Origin of the sequence: Micromonospora kangleipakensis (assembly GCF_004217615.1) — a bacterium.
Lineage (GTDB): Bacteria > Actinomycetota > Actinomycetes > Mycobacteriales > Micromonosporaceae > Micromonospora > Micromonospora kangleipakensis.
Map to the genome: position 1 here is coordinate 2,167,318 of NZ_SHLD01000001.1, position 13,782 is coordinate 2,181,099.

At 73.5% G+C, this 13,782-nt stretch carries 13 protein-coding genes; 8 read left to right on the plus strand and 5 right to left on the minus strand.

Annotation, left to right across the window (positions count from 1 at the left end; genetic code table 11):
• Positions 1-62: 62 nt before the first annotated feature.
• On the plus strand, positions 63-413 hold the full coding sequence (locus EV384_RS10555) for a DUF1330 domain-containing protein (RefSeq protein WP_130332449.1): 351 nt from the start codon (positions 63-65) through the stop codon (positions 411-413).
• Positions 414-593: 180 nt separating this feature from the next.
• A complete protein-coding gene (locus EV384_RS10560; protein WP_242624008.1) occupies positions 594-818 on the plus strand; it encodes a hypothetical protein in 225 nt (74 codons plus the stop codon).
• A gap of 48 nt (positions 819-866) precedes the next feature.
• On the opposite strand, the gene dacB is transcribed toward EV384_RS10560, so the two are convergent.
• Entirely contained in the window at positions 867-2,447 is a 1,581-nt protein-coding gene (gene dacB, locus EV384_RS10565; RefSeq protein WP_130332453.1) for a D-alanyl-D-alanine carboxypeptidase/D-alanyl-D-alanine endopeptidase, read from the minus strand.
• A gap of 430 nt (positions 2,448-2,877) precedes the next feature.
• Here dacB and EV384_RS10570 point away from each other — a divergent pair, with 430 nt between their 5' ends.
• Complete coding sequence (locus tag EV384_RS10570; RefSeq protein WP_130332455.1) at positions 2,878-3,159, plus strand: iron-sulfur cluster biosynthesis family protein; 282 nt, start codon at positions 2,878-2,880, stop codon at positions 3,157-3,159.
• Positions 3,160-3,169: 10 nt separating this feature from the next.
• On the opposite strand, the gene EV384_RS10575 is transcribed toward EV384_RS10570, so the two are convergent.
• On the minus strand, positions 3,170-4,273 hold the full coding sequence (locus tag EV384_RS10575) for a beta family protein (RefSeq protein ID WP_130332457.1): 1,104 nt from the start codon (positions 4,271-4,273) through the stop codon (positions 3,170-3,172).
• A gap of 183 nt (positions 4,274-4,456) precedes the next feature.
• A complete protein-coding gene (locus EV384_RS34760; RefSeq protein WP_165439912.1) occupies positions 4,457-4,597 on the minus strand; it encodes a hypothetical protein in 141 nt (46 codons plus the stop codon).
• Between the two features lie 410 nt (positions 4,598-5,007).
• On the opposite strand from EV384_RS34760, the gene EV384_RS10580 reads away from it, so the two are divergent.
• Together EV384_RS10580 and EV384_RS10585 are read left to right on the plus strand one after the other, a co-directional pair.
• Positions 5,008-5,400, plus strand: a complete 393-nt coding sequence (locus tag EV384_RS10580; RefSeq protein WP_130332459.1) for a cupin domain-containing protein — start codon at positions 5,008-5,010, stop codon at positions 5,398-5,400.
• A 41-nt stretch (positions 5,401-5,441) separates the two neighbouring features.
• On the plus strand, positions 5,442-7,226 hold the full coding sequence (locus EV384_RS10585) for a glycoside hydrolase family 15 protein (RefSeq protein WP_130332461.1): 1,785 nt from the start codon (positions 5,442-5,444) through the stop codon (positions 7,224-7,226).
• A 33-nt stretch (positions 7,227-7,259) separates the two neighbouring features.
• On the opposite strand, the gene EV384_RS10590 is transcribed toward EV384_RS10585, so the two are convergent.
• Together EV384_RS10590 and EV384_RS10595 are read right to left on the minus strand one after the other, a co-directional pair.
• Positions 7,260-8,447: a threonine synthase gene (locus EV384_RS10590; RefSeq protein WP_130332463.1), complete on the minus strand. Its 1,188-nt coding sequence runs from the start codon at positions 8,445-8,447 to the stop codon at positions 7,260-7,262.
• Positions 8,448-8,455: 8 nt separating this feature from the next.
• A complete protein-coding gene (locus EV384_RS10595) occupies positions 8,456-9,493 on the minus strand; it encodes a DNA polymerase ligase N-terminal domain-containing protein (RefSeq protein WP_130332465.1) in 1,038 nt (345 codons plus the stop codon).
• Between the two features lie 188 nt (positions 9,494-9,681).
• Here EV384_RS10595 and EV384_RS10600 point away from each other — a divergent pair, with 188 nt between their 5' ends.
• The 3 genes from EV384_RS10600 (at position 9,682) to ctaD (ending at position 13,760) form a co-directional block, all read left to right on the plus strand.
• Positions 9,682-10,467 carry an aldo/keto reductase gene (locus EV384_RS10600; protein WP_130332467.1) on the plus strand — a complete coding sequence of 262 codons (786 nt, stop codon included), beginning with the start codon at positions 9,682-9,684 and terminating at the stop codon, positions 10,465-10,467.
• 290 nt (positions 10,468-10,757) lie between these two features.
• Complete coding sequence (locus EV384_RS10605; protein ID WP_130332469.1) at positions 10,758-11,864, plus strand: FAD-dependent monooxygenase; 1,107 nt, start codon at positions 10,758-10,760, stop codon at positions 11,862-11,864.
• Between the two features lie 138 nt (positions 11,865-12,002).
• Complete coding sequence (gene ctaD, locus EV384_RS10610) at positions 12,003-13,760, plus strand: aa3-type cytochrome oxidase subunit I (RefSeq protein WP_130332471.1); 1,758 nt, start codon at positions 12,003-12,005, stop codon at positions 13,758-13,760.
• Positions 13,761-13,782: the final 22 nt, after the last annotated feature.

Here is a 13,782-nt window from a genome sequence, read left to right on the forward strand (position 1 = left end):
GGCCGGAGAATCGGTGCCGGACCCCGCGCCGGAGAGCCGGCGCACCTGCTCAGGGAGGTGCCATGCCCGCGTTCGCGCTCGCCCACCTGCGTACCCCGCAGGTCAACGACGACGTCATCGAGTACCTGGAGCGGATCCAGGCGACCCTCGACCCGTACGCGGGTCGGTTCCGGGTGCACGGCGTCCAGCCCGAGGTGATCGAGGGGGAGTGGCCGGGCACCGTGGTGATCATCGAGTTCCCGGACGTCGAGCGGGCCCGCGCCTGGTACGCCTCCCTGGCCTACCAGGACATCCTGCCGCTGCGGCTGCGGCACATCGAGGGCTCGGCGATCATCGTGCAGGGTGTCGGGCCGGACTACGATGCCGGCCGGACGGCCGCCCGGCTCCGCGCGGACGCCGCGACCGCCGGCTGAGCCGGGGACAGTCTGTCCGTCGCGCCGCGACGGTGGCGTCGTAGCGTCCGGATGTCCGGGTCCGACCATCCTGTGTGGAGGCTCCACCGATGAGCAGCACCGCCCGCGTCCGTCCCGCCGTCCCGCGGGGCGGGTGACCCGTCCGGTGGGTGGCTGCGGGAGATTCCGCTGCCGCCGTACGTGACCGGCGAGGACGCCCAGTTCGCGGTGCGGGCGGTGGTGGTGCACGCGCCGCGGCGCTGGTCCGGCGGGACGGTCTGCCGCAACGACGCCAGCCCGCACCCGTGCCGGCTGCACCGGTGGGGCCAGCGGGTGCTCACGCTGCGCGGGCTGCCAGCCGCCGAGATCGACGCGCTGATCGAGCGTGGCGACCCGACCGAGCCCCCACACCGGCCCGGCGCCTGACCCGTCGCCGCGGGCCCCGCCCCTTTGGGGGACGGGGCCCGCGCCGGGTCAGCAGGCGATCGGCTTCACCCAGGAGCACTCCAGGCCCTCCGGCACCCGCGGTGCGTCCGGCTCCGTCGGCACCGCCAGCCGCGCCGTGGTCGCCTTCTCGGTGTACGAGGCGAGCGCGATGGCGATCTGGTCCTCCAGCCCCTTCACCGAGGAGGTCAGGTAGTTGTTGAGCACGATCGAGAAGGCCAGCAGGTGGCCGTCGGCGTCGGTGACGTAGCCGGAGAGGCTGGACACGCCGGTCAGGCTGCCGGTCTTGGCGTGCACGTTGTTCGCCGCGACCGTCCCGCGCATCCGGCTGCGCAGCGTCCCGCCGACGAAGCGTTCGGCGTTGCCGGCGACCGGCAGGGCGGCGTACCAGGTGTCGAACCAGGGCTCGGCACGGACCGCGGCGAGCAGCGCGACGAACTCCGCCGGCGGGATCAGGTTGCGCCGGGAGAGGCCAGAGCCGTCACGCTGGCGCAGCGTCCCGGTGTTCACGCCGCTGTCGCCGACGTACTCGCCGATCGCGGCGAGCCCGGCCGACCAGGTCCCGGAGCCGGAGATGACCCGGCCGAGCTCCTTGGTCAGCACCTCGGCGTGGCCGTTGTTGGAGAGCTTGAGGAACGGCACCATCAGGTCGGCCAGCGGCATCGAGTCGTGCCGCGCGACCGGCTTCGCGTCGTCCGGGGTGGCCTGCCCGAGCACGGTCCGGCCGAGCACCCGGACGCCGTGCCGCAGCAGCGCGGCCCGGAAGATGTCGGCGGCGTAGCCGGTCGGCTCCCAGACGGTCATCCAGTCGCTCTCCGGCGCCTCGCCGACCGCGATCTGTCCGGTCACCACGATGGTGTTGCTCCCGTGGTCGCGCTCGAAGGAGATCGTCGTCTCCCCGTCGGCGACCGTCTCGGCCCGGTTGTCGATCCGGAGGTAGCCGTTGGGCGGGGTCATCGTCACCACCGGCGGCGCGCCCGCGCCGGCCGCCGGGGCGGCTTGCACGATCACCGTGCCGGCGTCGTAGTCGGTGTCCGGCGCCACGGTCAGCGCCGAGACCTGGGCGGCGTAGTAGTAGGACTCGTCGTCCCAGGTCCAGTCGGGACCCAGCCGGGTGCGGTCGTACCGGGTGTCGTCGGCGACCAGGTTCCCGGTGACCACCCGGACGCCCTCGGCCGCGACCTGGGCGGCCAGCTCGTCGTAGTCCCCGGCCAGCATGGTCGGGTCGCCGCCGCCGCGCAGGTACAGGTTGCCGGAGAGCAGCCCGGCGCGCCGCGCGCCGCTGCCGGCGACGTCGGTGGTGAACCGGTGGCCGGGGCCGAGCAGTTCCAGCGCCGCGGTCGAGGTGAGCAGCTTGGTGTTGGAGGCCGGCACCAGCCGGCGGTCCCCGTTGCGCTGGTAGAGGGTCTGGCCGGTGGTGGTGTCCACGACAACCACACCGGCCTGCGCCCCGGCCAGGCGGGAGTCGGCGAGGACGGCGTCGATGGTGGCGTTCAGCCGGGTCTGCGCGGGGGTGGGCGACTCGGCTGTGGCGGTGGGGGCGCCGGCGGTGGCCGCGGTGGCGACCAGCGTCAGCACCGCGAGCGTCCGGGGGAAGAGACGACGATCCATGCGTCGATGCTGCCATGGAGGTTTCTTCCAGAGAAGCCTCTGCCCCGAAAGTTATTTCCGATCAGGGTGGGTGCGGCGGTGCGGCCGGACGATCGGCGGCCCGGCGGCCGACCGATCCGACGGTGTGCCGGCGGGCGTCCTCCATGCCGTCGAGCTTATGGACATCCGGGTCGGTCCGGGCCGGGAAACCCCTGGTCGCCGCCCCGATTACCCGTTTCGGGGCGGGTCACGCCCGGCACCGGCCGGCACGGTGTCGACTGATCCCGCTCTATTTGACGGATGCCCGACCAGGGGGCAACGTAGGCCATGAGGGGCGTTCAAGCTGCCCTGGTTTGCACGGCGAAGACCGATTCGCCTTCCTGGGCCCGGGCCCGGCCCGCGCGGTCGCGCCGAACCACCGCGATCCCGAACAGCCACGAGGAGTTCCGCCATGCTGACCATGACCGACAACGCCATGATGGTGATCCGCGACCTCGCCGTCCAGGAGGACGTCGGCGAGGACGGCGGCCTGCGCATCGCCGCCGACACCGACGCCGGCTCGCTCTCCATCGAGCTGGTGCCGCAGCCGGCGCAGGGCGACCAGGTGGTCGACAACGAGGGTGCCCGGATCTTCCTCGACGCCGACGCCGCCGAGCTGCTCAACGACACCTCCGTCGACGCGACCGTCGACGACGAGGGGATCGTGCAGTTCGGCTTCACCGAGAGGGAGTGACCGGCTCGGCTCAGCCCGCGCGGCGGGTCTCCCCGCCCCGGTGCGGCCGGCCGGACCGTCCCCGCTCGGGGGCGTCCTGGCCGGCGCCCCAGGGCCCGGGCCGCTGCCCGCGGTCCGGCCGGAGCAGCGTGCCCAGCACGTACGCCAGATGGTGCGACGTGGTCCACGCCGCCCAGTTGCTCGCCGACCCGGCGCCCGCCCCGCGCCGGGCGCGGCGCAGGATCTCGTGGTCGCCCCAGGAGAACGCCGCCCCGGCCGTCGGCCAGTGCGGGGCCGCCACCAGCGTCCGGCACAGGTCGGCGAAGCGGTCGTCGCCCCGACCGCCCCGCCGCGACCAGCGGTAGACCCACCAGGCCCCGTCGGCCGTGTAGCGCAGCGTCGGCAGCCGGTCGCCGGGGCCGTCCGCGCCCGGCACCGCGGAGCCGACGCCGTAGTCGCCGTACCCCACGCCGAGGTCGGCCAGGCGCTGCCAGAGCTGCCAGTCGAAGCGGTCGAGGCGTACCGGTTCGTCGGTGGGGAGGCGGGCCAGGGTCGGCGGCATCCCGCCGGCCGCCACGGTGACCGAGCGCCAGGCGTGCCGCCGGGCCCAGTCCAACAGCCGCCGGACCCGGGGCTCGGCCAGCCGCACGTCCGCCGGGCAGCAGACGTCGCCCGCGTCGACGAGCAGGTCGCACTGCTCCGGGACCAGCCGGGCGAGCCGCCAGACCCGCTCGACCGCGGTCGTCGTCGCGTCCGGGCCCGCCCGGTCCTGCCCGGTCCGCAGCCGGACCACGGCCCGCCGGGCGTACGCCCGCGCGGCCACCCCGTGCGCCACCAGCCGCCGGTCGCTCTCCGCCAGCCCGACCACCGGCACCAGGGGTACGCCCCAGCGGACCAGCTCGCTCTCCGGAGCGTCCGGCAGCGCGGAGACGTCGACGGCCGGCAGCAGCCCGGCCGGCAACCGGCCGACGAGGTCCACCGTGCACGGATCGACCACGCAGACGTCGAGAACCGGAGCGAGCAGCGCAACGGCGGCGTCGTCGAAATGGGCCAGTGCCTCGAGCTCACCCCGACGACCGGCCAGAAGGGGGCGGTAGACCGGTTCCGCCGCCCGACCCCCGTGGGCGGGCACCATACTTCAGGGTAGCGAGACATCGGCGCCGATCACAGGCTTTCCGGCCAGCGGTCCGGCCAGCGGTCCGGCCAGCGGTCCGGCCAGCGGTCCGGCCAGCGACCGGGCTGCGCCGCACCGCGCGCCGACCCGCTCCGGGGGGTCGGGGCGGACGTGGCCCCCCGACCCCGGCAGGTGATCGGTCACTCAGTCGTCGTCCCGCTCGTCGGTGCGGTCGCCGCCGTGGTCGTCGGCCCACTTCCGCTCGATCTCGACCACGGTGCCGTTGCCCCGGTCGACCTTGACCTCGAGCCCGGCGCCGCCCTTGACAACCGTGAAGCTCCACACCGGATGCGGTGCTCCCCCTCGGCCTCGATCTCCACGAACCGGCCGCCGCCACGTCACCTCGTCGACCCGGCTGGCCACCGGCATGTACGGTTCGGCGCCGCCGGCCACGCGGACCGCCCCTTCCACCTGGCCGTCCTCGCCAGAGCGGGGCGGCGGGGCGCGGGCGGCCGCACAGACGAGCGCACGGCGCCGCTCGACAGAAGTCGTAACGTCGCCGCGCTCTGGCCGTCTCCCACCACCGCAGCCGTACGGCGGTACGACAGCGGGGACCTGGCTCGACCGGCCGGCCGTGCACCGGTCTTGGCGCTCCAGATGCCCGTCCTGAGGGGATCCAAACCACGGAGCAGTGGGGAATTCCACCATCTGTGAGTCCCGGCGTGACCGCGGGCCCGACCGGGTATGTGCGCGCCATGGAGCATTTCACGATCGCGACCGTCGCCGAGAAGAGCCCGGACTTCCGCCGGGTGCTCTGGACCGGGGAGCACACCCAGCTGGTGATCATGACGATCCCGCCGGGCGGGGAGATCGGCGAGGAGGTCCACGAGGGCATCGACCAGATCCTGACCTTCGTCAGCGGCACCGGCGAAGCCCGGGTGGCCGGCGAGAAGAAGGAGGTCGTCTCCGGCGACCTGGTGGTCGTACCGGCCGGCACGAAGCACAACTTCGTCAACACCGGCCCCAACCCGCTGGTCCTCTACACCGTCTACGGCCCGCCCGAGCACGCCGACCAGGCCGTGCACCGGACCAAGGAGGAGGCCGACGCGGCGGAGGCGGCCGGCCAGGACGAGCCGCCGACCGCCTGACGGCCCGGCCTGAAAACGCCGCGTCCGGGTACCCCGGGCGGGTGGACCAGCCGGCGATCTCCGACTACGGATTCATCTCCGACTGCCGCTCCGGCGCCCTGGTCGCCCGGGACGGGTCGGTCGACTGGTGGTGCCCGGACCGCTTCGACACGACCTCGGTCTTCGGCCGGCTCCTCGACCCGGACGCCGGCCACTGGCGGATCGCGCCGCTGGCCACGAGCCGGGTGGAGCGGGCGTACCAGCCGGACACCCTGGTGCTGCGGACCGTCCACCACACCCCCGAGGGGAGCGTCGCGGTCACCGACGCGCTCGCCGCCGAGCTGGGCGCCCGCAGCCACGAGCTGGGGATGAACTCGCCGGCGGTGCTGCTGCGGGTGGTCGAGGGGCTGAGCGGGCGGGTACGGATGCACCTCGACTTCGCCCCGCGCCCGGAGTACGGGCTGCTCACCCCGTACCTGCACGAGCAGCCGGACGGCGGGGTGCTGGCCACCGCCGGGCCGGTGGCGCTGGTGCTGCGCGGGGGCGGGCAGCCGCTGCGCGTGGACGGGGACCGGGTCGGGTGCACGTTCGAGGTCGCCGCCGGCCAGACGGTCGGCTTCGACCTGGCGTACGCCCCGGTCTACGGCCCGCCGCCGGCGCGGTTGGACCCGGTCGCCACGCTCGCCGAGACGGTGCGGGCGTGGGAGGCGTACCGGGAGGCCCACCATTACGACGGCGAGTACCGCGCGCAGGTCCGGCACAGCGCCACCGTGCTCACCGGCCTGACGTACGCCCGCAGCGGCGCGGTCGCCGCGGCCCTGACCACCTCGCTGCCCGAATGCATGGGCGGCGACCGCAACTACGACTACCGCTACTCCTGGCTGCGCGACTTCTCGATGACGATGCGCGCGCTCTGGGTGGCGGCCTGCCCCAACGAGGCGACCCGCCTCTTCGCCTGGGCGGCCCGCTCGATCGGCCGGGTCGGGGACCAGCCGGTGCCGGTGCTGTTCGGGCTGCAGGGGGAGCGGGACATCTCCGAGCACGAGTGCCCGCACCTGCGCGGGTACGCGGACAGCCGTCCGGTGCGGATCGGCAACGACGCCTGGCGGCAACGGCAGCTCGACGTGCCCGGCGAGGTGATCGCGGCGGTCTGGCGGCTGCACGACTACCTCGGTGACACCTTCGAGATGGAGCTGCGGGAGATGGTGGTGAGCCTGGCCGAGCAGGTCGCCAACACCTGGCAGCTGCCGGACCGGGGGATGTGGGAGACCCGGGACATCGAGCGGCACTACCTGTCGTCGAAGGTGCTCTGCTGGGTGGCGCTGGACGGGGCGGTGAAGCTGGCGCCCCAGCTCGGTGACCGGGCCGACCCGCGCCGCTGGGCGGCGATCCGGGACGAGATCCGGGCGACCGTGCTGCGGGAGGGCTGGAACGAGCGGATCGGCGCGTACACCGGGTCCTTCGGCTCGGTGGAGCTGGACGCCTCGGCGCTCTTCCTGCCGGTGGTGCAGTTCCTGCCGGCGACCGACCCGCGGATGCGCTCCACCATCGAGGTGGTGGAGCGTGAGCTGGGCACCGAGAGCGGGCTGGTGCGGCGCTGGAACACCGACCCGGCCGGCTTCGTGCTCTGCTCGTTCTGGCTGGTGGAGTGCCTGGTGATGGCGGGCGAGCGGGACCGGGCCCGGGCGTTGTTCGAGAAGGTGCTCGGGCACGCGAACGACCTGGGCCTCTTCGCCGAGCAGGTAGACCTGAGCACCGGTGCCCAGCTCGGCAACACCCCGCAGGCGCTGTCGCACATCGGGCTGGTCAACGCCGCCTGGCGGCTGACCGATCCCGCCACCGACTGAGCGGGCGGGATCCTGCCCGGCCTGGTCGGCGTCTCACAGCACCGGTACGCCCGACACGTCCACCGTCTCCGGATACTTCAGCCCCGCGCCGGTGTTCAGCACCACCACCCGCTCGCCGGCCCGGATCCAGCCCCCGGCCCGCAGGTGCCGGGCCGCCGACAGGCAGGCCGCCCCCTCCGGGCAGAGCAGCAGCCCCTCCCGGGCGGCGAAGTCCCGCAGGTCGGCCAGGATCTCCGCGTCGTCCACCGCGATCGCGGTCCCGCTGCTCTCCCGCAGCGCGTCCAGGATCAGCTCGTCGCCCAGCGGCGACGGCACGGTGATGCCGAAGGCCACGGTGTGCGCGTTCGCCCACGGGGTCGCCCGCGGCTCCCCGGCGGCGAACGCCCGCACGATCGGCGCGCAGCCGGTGGACTGCACCGCCACCAGCCGGGGCAGCTTCTCCTCCACCCAGCCCAGCTCGCGCAGCTCGTGCAGCGCCTTGTGGATGCCGATCAGCCCGACCCCGCCGCCGGTCGGATAGATGATCACGTCGGGCACCTGCCAGCCGAGCTGCTCGACGATCTCGTACCCCATGGTCTTCTTGCCTTCCAGGCGGTACGGCTCGCGCAGCGTGCCCGCGTCGAAGATCCGCCCGCCCGACTCCGCGACCAGGCCGGCGACCCACCGGCCGGCGTCGCTGATCAGGCCGTTGACCAGGCGCAGGTCGGCCCCGGCGGCCAGGCACTCCCGACGGCAGATGGTCGGCGCGTCCAGCGGCATGGCGATGGTCGCGCCGATCCCGGCCCGGGCCGCGTACGTCGCCCAGGCCGCTCCCGCGTTGCCGTTGGTCGGCATGGCGATCCGCTCGACGCCCAGCTCCCGGGCCCGGCTCACCCCCACCGCCGCGCCGCGCGCCTTGAACGACCCGGTCGGGGTGAGCCCCTCGTCCTTGACGATCAGGTCCGGGATGCCGATCTCCGCGCCGTACGCCGGGGCGCGCAGCAGCGGCGTCCAGCCCTCGCCCAGCGTGGTGACGAACCGGGCGTCGGCCACCGGCAGCAGCTCCCGGTAGCGCCAGAGGTTCGCCGGGCGGAGCCCGAACTGCTCCGGGGTCACCGCGGCGGCCACCGCGGCCAGGTCGTAGCGGGCCAGCAGCGGGGAGCCGCAGTCGCAGAGGTTCTGCAACTTGTCCGCCGGGCGCTCCGTACCGCAGCACGGGCACTCCAGGTGCGTCAGGTGCACGATGCTCCTCAGCTCGTGTCGATGCTCAGCCAGCGTCGGCTGCGCCGACCCGGCTCGTACGGGGAGTCGAGCCGCTTGGCCACCACCCCCGGGAGCGCCTGCTCACCGGCGGTCCGCAGGGCGTCCGCACCGACCCCCGGGAACCACGGCGGAGTCTGCCAGTGCGGGCCGGCGAGCGCCAGACCGTCGAGCAGCTCCCGGCGCTCCGCGTACGGCACGTCGATGCTGGTCACGCCCTCCAGCCAGAGCAGGTCGAAGATCAGGAACTGGGCCTCCGGGCCGCCCCGGCCGGTCGGCGGCCGGACCCGGCCCGCGCCGTCGATCCGGACCAGCACGCCGTCCAGCACCGCCTCCGTCGGCGCCAGCTCCTCCGCCAGCGCCCGCAGCCACGGGTACGTCCCGGTGATCTCCTCGTCGGTCTCCGCCAGCAGCCGCAGTCGGCCGCCGGAGACGTACGCCATCGCCCGGACCCCGTCCCAGCGCAGCTCGTACCCCCACGCGGACTCGTCCTTCGGCAGCCGACCGGCCTTCGTCGGGTGCATCGGCCGGACCAGCTCCGGCCCGCTGGTCCAGCCGGGCGGCGGCGGATCGGTCCGGCGGACCATCCAGTCCCGGCCGCCGGTGGCGAAGAGCACGTAGCGGCCCTTCGTCCGCTTCCCGTCGAGCACCACGATCACCTCGTCGTCGCGCCACTTCTCCGCGCGGTACGTCCCGGTGTCGTGGATGGTCATCTTCCCGCCGCCGTACTCGCCCGCCGGGATCTCGCCGTGGAAGGTGAGGTACTCCATCGGGTGGTCCTCGGTGTGCACGGCCAGGTGGTTGCGGCCGGGCTCGCGGGGCAGGCCGCGCGGCACCGCCCAGGAGGCGAGCACCCCCTCGTGTTCCAGCCGCAGGTCCCAGTGCAGCCGGCGGGCGTGGTGCTGCTGGATGACGAACCGGGCCTTCGCGCGGCCCGCCCGCGCCGGCTCCGGGGTCCGTTCCGGCACCGGTTCGGGGGTACGCTTCGCGTCCCTCCGCCGCCGGTACTCCTCCAGCCGGTCCGCCACCCCCGCATTCTGCGGCACCCCGGGGCCGCTCGCAGGGCGCCGCCCGGACGATTCGTCCCCGTTCCCCGGAAAGCCGCCCCGCCGCGCCCTTCCGGCCGCAGCCGCCGCTGTCGTCCCGCTCCGACCGGTTCCGGAGGTGTCGGCGGGGCGCCGGCATGGCGGGCCTGATCAGGGGTAGAACAGCCGCCATGACCAGTGCTGAACAGCCCACCGTCCCGCTCGCCGGCGACGTCCGGATGCCGCTGCTCGGCTTCGGCACCTGGCAGGCCACCGGCGAGGCCGGCTACATGGCCGTGCTCGCTGCCCTCGACGCCGGCTACCGGCACATCGACACCGCCACGATGTACGGCAACGAGGAGGACGTCGGCCGGGCGATCCAGGAGAGCGGGCTGCGCCGGGAGGACGTCTTCCTCACCACGAAGCTGCCGCCGGACCGGGTGGGCCGGGAACGGGAGACCATCGAGACGAGCCTGCGCGCCCTCGACACCGAATACCTCGACCTGTGGCTGATCCACTGGCCGCCGTCCGCGCCGGGCGACAGCATCCCGGCCTGGCGGGAGCTGCTCGCCGCCCGAAACGAGGGGCTGACCCGCACCGTCGGGGTGAGCAACTACAGCATCAGCCAGATCGACGAGCTGATCCAGTCCACCGAGGAGACCCCGGCGGTCAACCAGATCCGCTGGAGCCCGTCGCTGTACGACCGGCAGACGCACGCCGCCCACCGGGACCGCGGCGTGGTGCTGGAGGGCTACAGCCCGTTCAAGACCAGCGACCTCTCCCACCCGGTGCTGGTGCGGATCGCCCAGGCGCACGACGTCTCCCCGGCACAGGTGGTGCTCCGCTGGCACATCGACCACGAGATCGTGGTGATTCCGAAGTCGGTCACCGCGGACCGGATCCGGGCCAACGCCGACATCTTCGGGTTCTCGCTGACCGCGGAGGAGATGCGCGACATCGACGCCCTGGGGCGCTGACCGCGGCGGAAAGGGGCAGCGAGATGGATCGTTCCGCCGCCGGCAGGCCGCCTTGGTCGGGCCGGGGCCGTTCGCGCGCGGCTCGGGCCTGCACGGCCGTCCGGCCGGCCGCACCCTGGCCGACCTGCCGCACGTCGTCGCCGGGCGGGGTGGAAGCCGCGGCGGTGGTGTCGTCGCGGCGCGCCGACGAGTGGCCGCGGCAGGGCCGATGGGCCCTACCCCCCGTCGATCGCGGCGAGTAATGTCTTGCCTCCAACGCGTGCCGAACCCCTCCGGAGGCGTACACCACGATGGGTGGCTCCCCCCTGCGCATCCTCGTCGTCGGCGCGGGCATCGCCGGTCTGGCTGTGGCCCGGGCGCTGCGCCTCGCGGGGTTCCGGCCCGACGTCACCGAGAAGCTGCCCCCCACCGAACTGGCAGACACCGGCCTCTACCTGCCCGGCAACGCGGCCAGGGCGCTGCGCCGGCTCGACCTCGACGGACCGGTCCGCCCACTTGGCCAGGTGATCCACCGCCAGCGCTTCCTGGACGCCGCCGGCGCGCCGCTCTGCGAGGTCGACCTCGACGCCCTCTGGGCCGCGGTGGGGGAGTGCCGGGCGCTGCCCCGCGCCGAACTGCACCGGGTGCTGCTCACCGGGGCCGGCGGCGCCGTCCGGCACGGCGCCGAGGTCAGCACCGTCGAACCGGGCCCGGGCCGGGTCGCCGTCGGCTTCACCGACGGCACCTCCGGGGAGTACGACCTGGTGATCGGCGCCGACGGGCCGCGCTCGGCGGTCCGCACCCTCGCCGCCCTCGGCGGCCCGCCCCGACCCGCCGGGCAGGTGGTCTACCGCGGCGTGGTGCGCGGCGGGCCCCGGATCGCCGACTGGACCGCCCTGCTCGGCCAGCGGTCCGGCTTCCTGCTGGTACCGATCGGCGCCGGGCGGCTGTACTGCTACGCCGACGAGGCCGGCACCGTCCCGCCGGCCGACCCGCTGGCCCGGCTGCGGGAGCTCTTCGCCGGCTACGGCGGACCGGTGCCCGAGGTCCTGGCCGCCCTGGACCAGGTGCACGTCGGCATCACCGAGGAGGTGGAGCTGGGCCGCTGGTTCCACGGCCGGGTGCTGCTCGTCGGTGATGCGGCCCACGCCACCGCGCCGACCCTCTCCCAGGGTGCCGCCATGGCCCTGGAGGACGCCGTCGTGCTCGCCGAGTCGCTGAAGGCCGCCGGCAGCGTCGAGGCCGCGCTGCTGGCGTACGAGAGCCGGCGGCGACCGCGTACCCGATGGGTGCGGGACCGGACCCGGGACCGCAACCGGACCCGCGACGTGCCGCCGGCGCTGCGCGACCCGCTGCTGCGCGGGCGCGGCGGACGGATCTTCCAGGAGCACTACCGGTTGCTGGTCGACCCGCTCTGACGGTCGCCCGGGCGGGCGATGATCGTAGCCGGCCACCCCACGCGGCGAGGCCACCTCACACGGACTATCCTCCTTGCGGATGACGGCTCGCAGACACAGTGCGCGCCGAGCGGGACAACCGAGAACCGGAGGCCACTCGTGACCACCGTCGCACCCAAGCCGGTCGTGACCCGGCCCTGGCCGGTCCGAGAGCCGGTCAAGGGGTCGGCAATCGCGCGGCTGCTGCGCACCACGGACGCGAAGCAGATCGGGATCATGTACATGGTCACCGCGTTCGCGTTCTTCATGATCGGTGGCCTGATGGCCCTGATCATGCGCGCCGAGCTGGCGCAGCCGGGCCTGCAGTTCCTCTCGCCCGAGCAGTACAACCAGCTCTTCACCATGCACGGCACGATCATGCTGCTGTTCTTCGCGACGCCGATCGTGTTCGCCTTCGCGAACTACGTGGTGCCGCTGCAGATCGGCGCACCGGACGTGTCGTTCCCCCGGCTGAACGCCTTCGCCTACTGGCTCTACCTGTTCGGCGGCACGCTGGCCGTGGCGGGCTTCATCAGCCCCGGTGGCGCGGCCGACTTCGGCTGGACGGCGTACACCCCGCTGAGCACCGTCGAGCACTCGCCGGGCGTCGGCGCGAACATGTGGGTGGTCGGCCTGGCCATCTCGGGTCTGGGCACCATCCTCGGCGCGGTCAACCTGATCACCACGATCCTGACCCTGCGCGCCCCCGGCATGACCATGTTCCGGATGCCGATCTTCACCTGGAACATGCTGGTCACCAGCCTGCTGGCGATCCTGGTCTTCCCGCTGCTCGCCGCCGCGCTCTTCGCGCTCGCCGCGGACCGCCTGATCGGCGCTCACGTGTACGACCCCGCCACCGGCGGCCCGATGCTCTGGCAGCACCTGTTCTGGTTCTTCGGGCACCCTGAGGTCTACATCGTGGCGCTGCCGTTCTTCGGCATCATCACCGAGATCATCCCGGTCTTCTCGCGGAAGCCGATCTTCGGTTACAAGGGCCTGGTCGCCGCCACCATCTCGATCGCCGCCCTGTCGATGAGCGTCTGGGCGCACCACATGTTCGCCACCGGTCAGGTGCTGCTGCCGTTCTTCAGCTTCCTGAGCTACCTGATCGCCGTGCCGACCGGCATGAAGTTCTTCAACTGGATCGGCACCATGTGGCGGGGCCAGATCACCTTCGAGACCCCGATGCTCTGGGCGGTCGGCTTCCTGGTGACCTTCCTCTTCGGCGGTCTGACCGGTGTGCTGCTCGCCAGCCCGCCGCTCGACTTCCACATCACCGACTCGTACTTCGTGGTGGCGCACTTCCACTACGTGCTCTTCGGCACGATCGTGTTCGCCGTGTTCGCCGGCATCTACTTCTGGTTCCCGAAGATGTTCGGCCGGATGCTCGACGAGCGCCTGGGCAAGGTGCACTTCTGGCTGACCATGATCGGCTTCCACACCACCTTCCTGGTGCAGCACTGGCTCGGCGCCGAGGGCATGCCGCGCCGGTACGCCGACTACCTGCCCGGCGACGGCTTCACCACGCTGAACACGATCTCCACGATCGGCGCCTTCATCACCGGTATCTCGACCCTGCCGTTCATCTGGAACTGCTGGAAGTCGTACAAGACCGGCCCGGTGGTCGAGGTCGACGACCCGTGGGGTCACGGCAACTCGCTCGAGTGGGCGACCAGCTCGCCGCCGCCGCTGCGCAACTTCGACCGGATGCCGCGGATCCGCTCCGAGCGGCCGGCGTTCGACCTGAAGTTCCCGGAGCTGGCCGCCGGCCAGAGCCTGGCCGGCCCGCCGGAGGGCGGCGCCAAGCCGCTGACCAGCGAGTCCAACGGTGGCGCCAGCTACCAGGAGGACACCGCCGGCAACCTCGACCAGCGCTGACCCGCTGCGACACCGCGCCCCG

What these genes read in the sequence shown, in the direction of transcription:
- EV384_RS10570 (WP_130332455.1), top strand. Translation starts at nt 2,878, where the DNA reads ATGCTGACCATGACCGACAACGCCATGATGGTGATCCGCGACCTCGCC.
- EV384_RS10575 (WP_130332457.1), bottom strand. Translation starts at nt 4,273, where the DNA reads ATGGTGCCCGCCCACGGGGGTCGGGCGGCGGAACCGGTCTACCGCCCC.
- EV384_RS10555 (WP_130332449.1), top strand. Translation starts at nt 63, where the DNA reads ATGCCCGCGTTCGCGCTCGCCCACCTGCGTACCCCGCAGGTCAACGAC.
- EV384_RS10580 (WP_130332459.1), top strand. Translation starts at nt 5,008, where the DNA reads ATGGAGCATTTCACGATCGCGACCGTCGCCGAGAAGAGCCCGGACTTC.
- dacB (WP_130332453.1), bottom strand. Translation starts at nt 2,447, where the DNA reads ATGGATCGTCGTCTCTTCCCCCGGACGCTCGCGGTGCTGACGCTGGTC.
- EV384_RS10600 (WP_130332467.1), top strand. Translation starts at nt 9,682, where the DNA reads ATGACCAGTGCTGAACAGCCCACCGTCCCGCTCGCCGGCGACGTCCGG.
- EV384_RS10605 (WP_130332469.1), top strand. Translation starts at nt 10,758, where the DNA reads ATGGGTGGCTCCCCCCTGCGCATCCTCGTCGTCGGCGCGGGCATCGCC.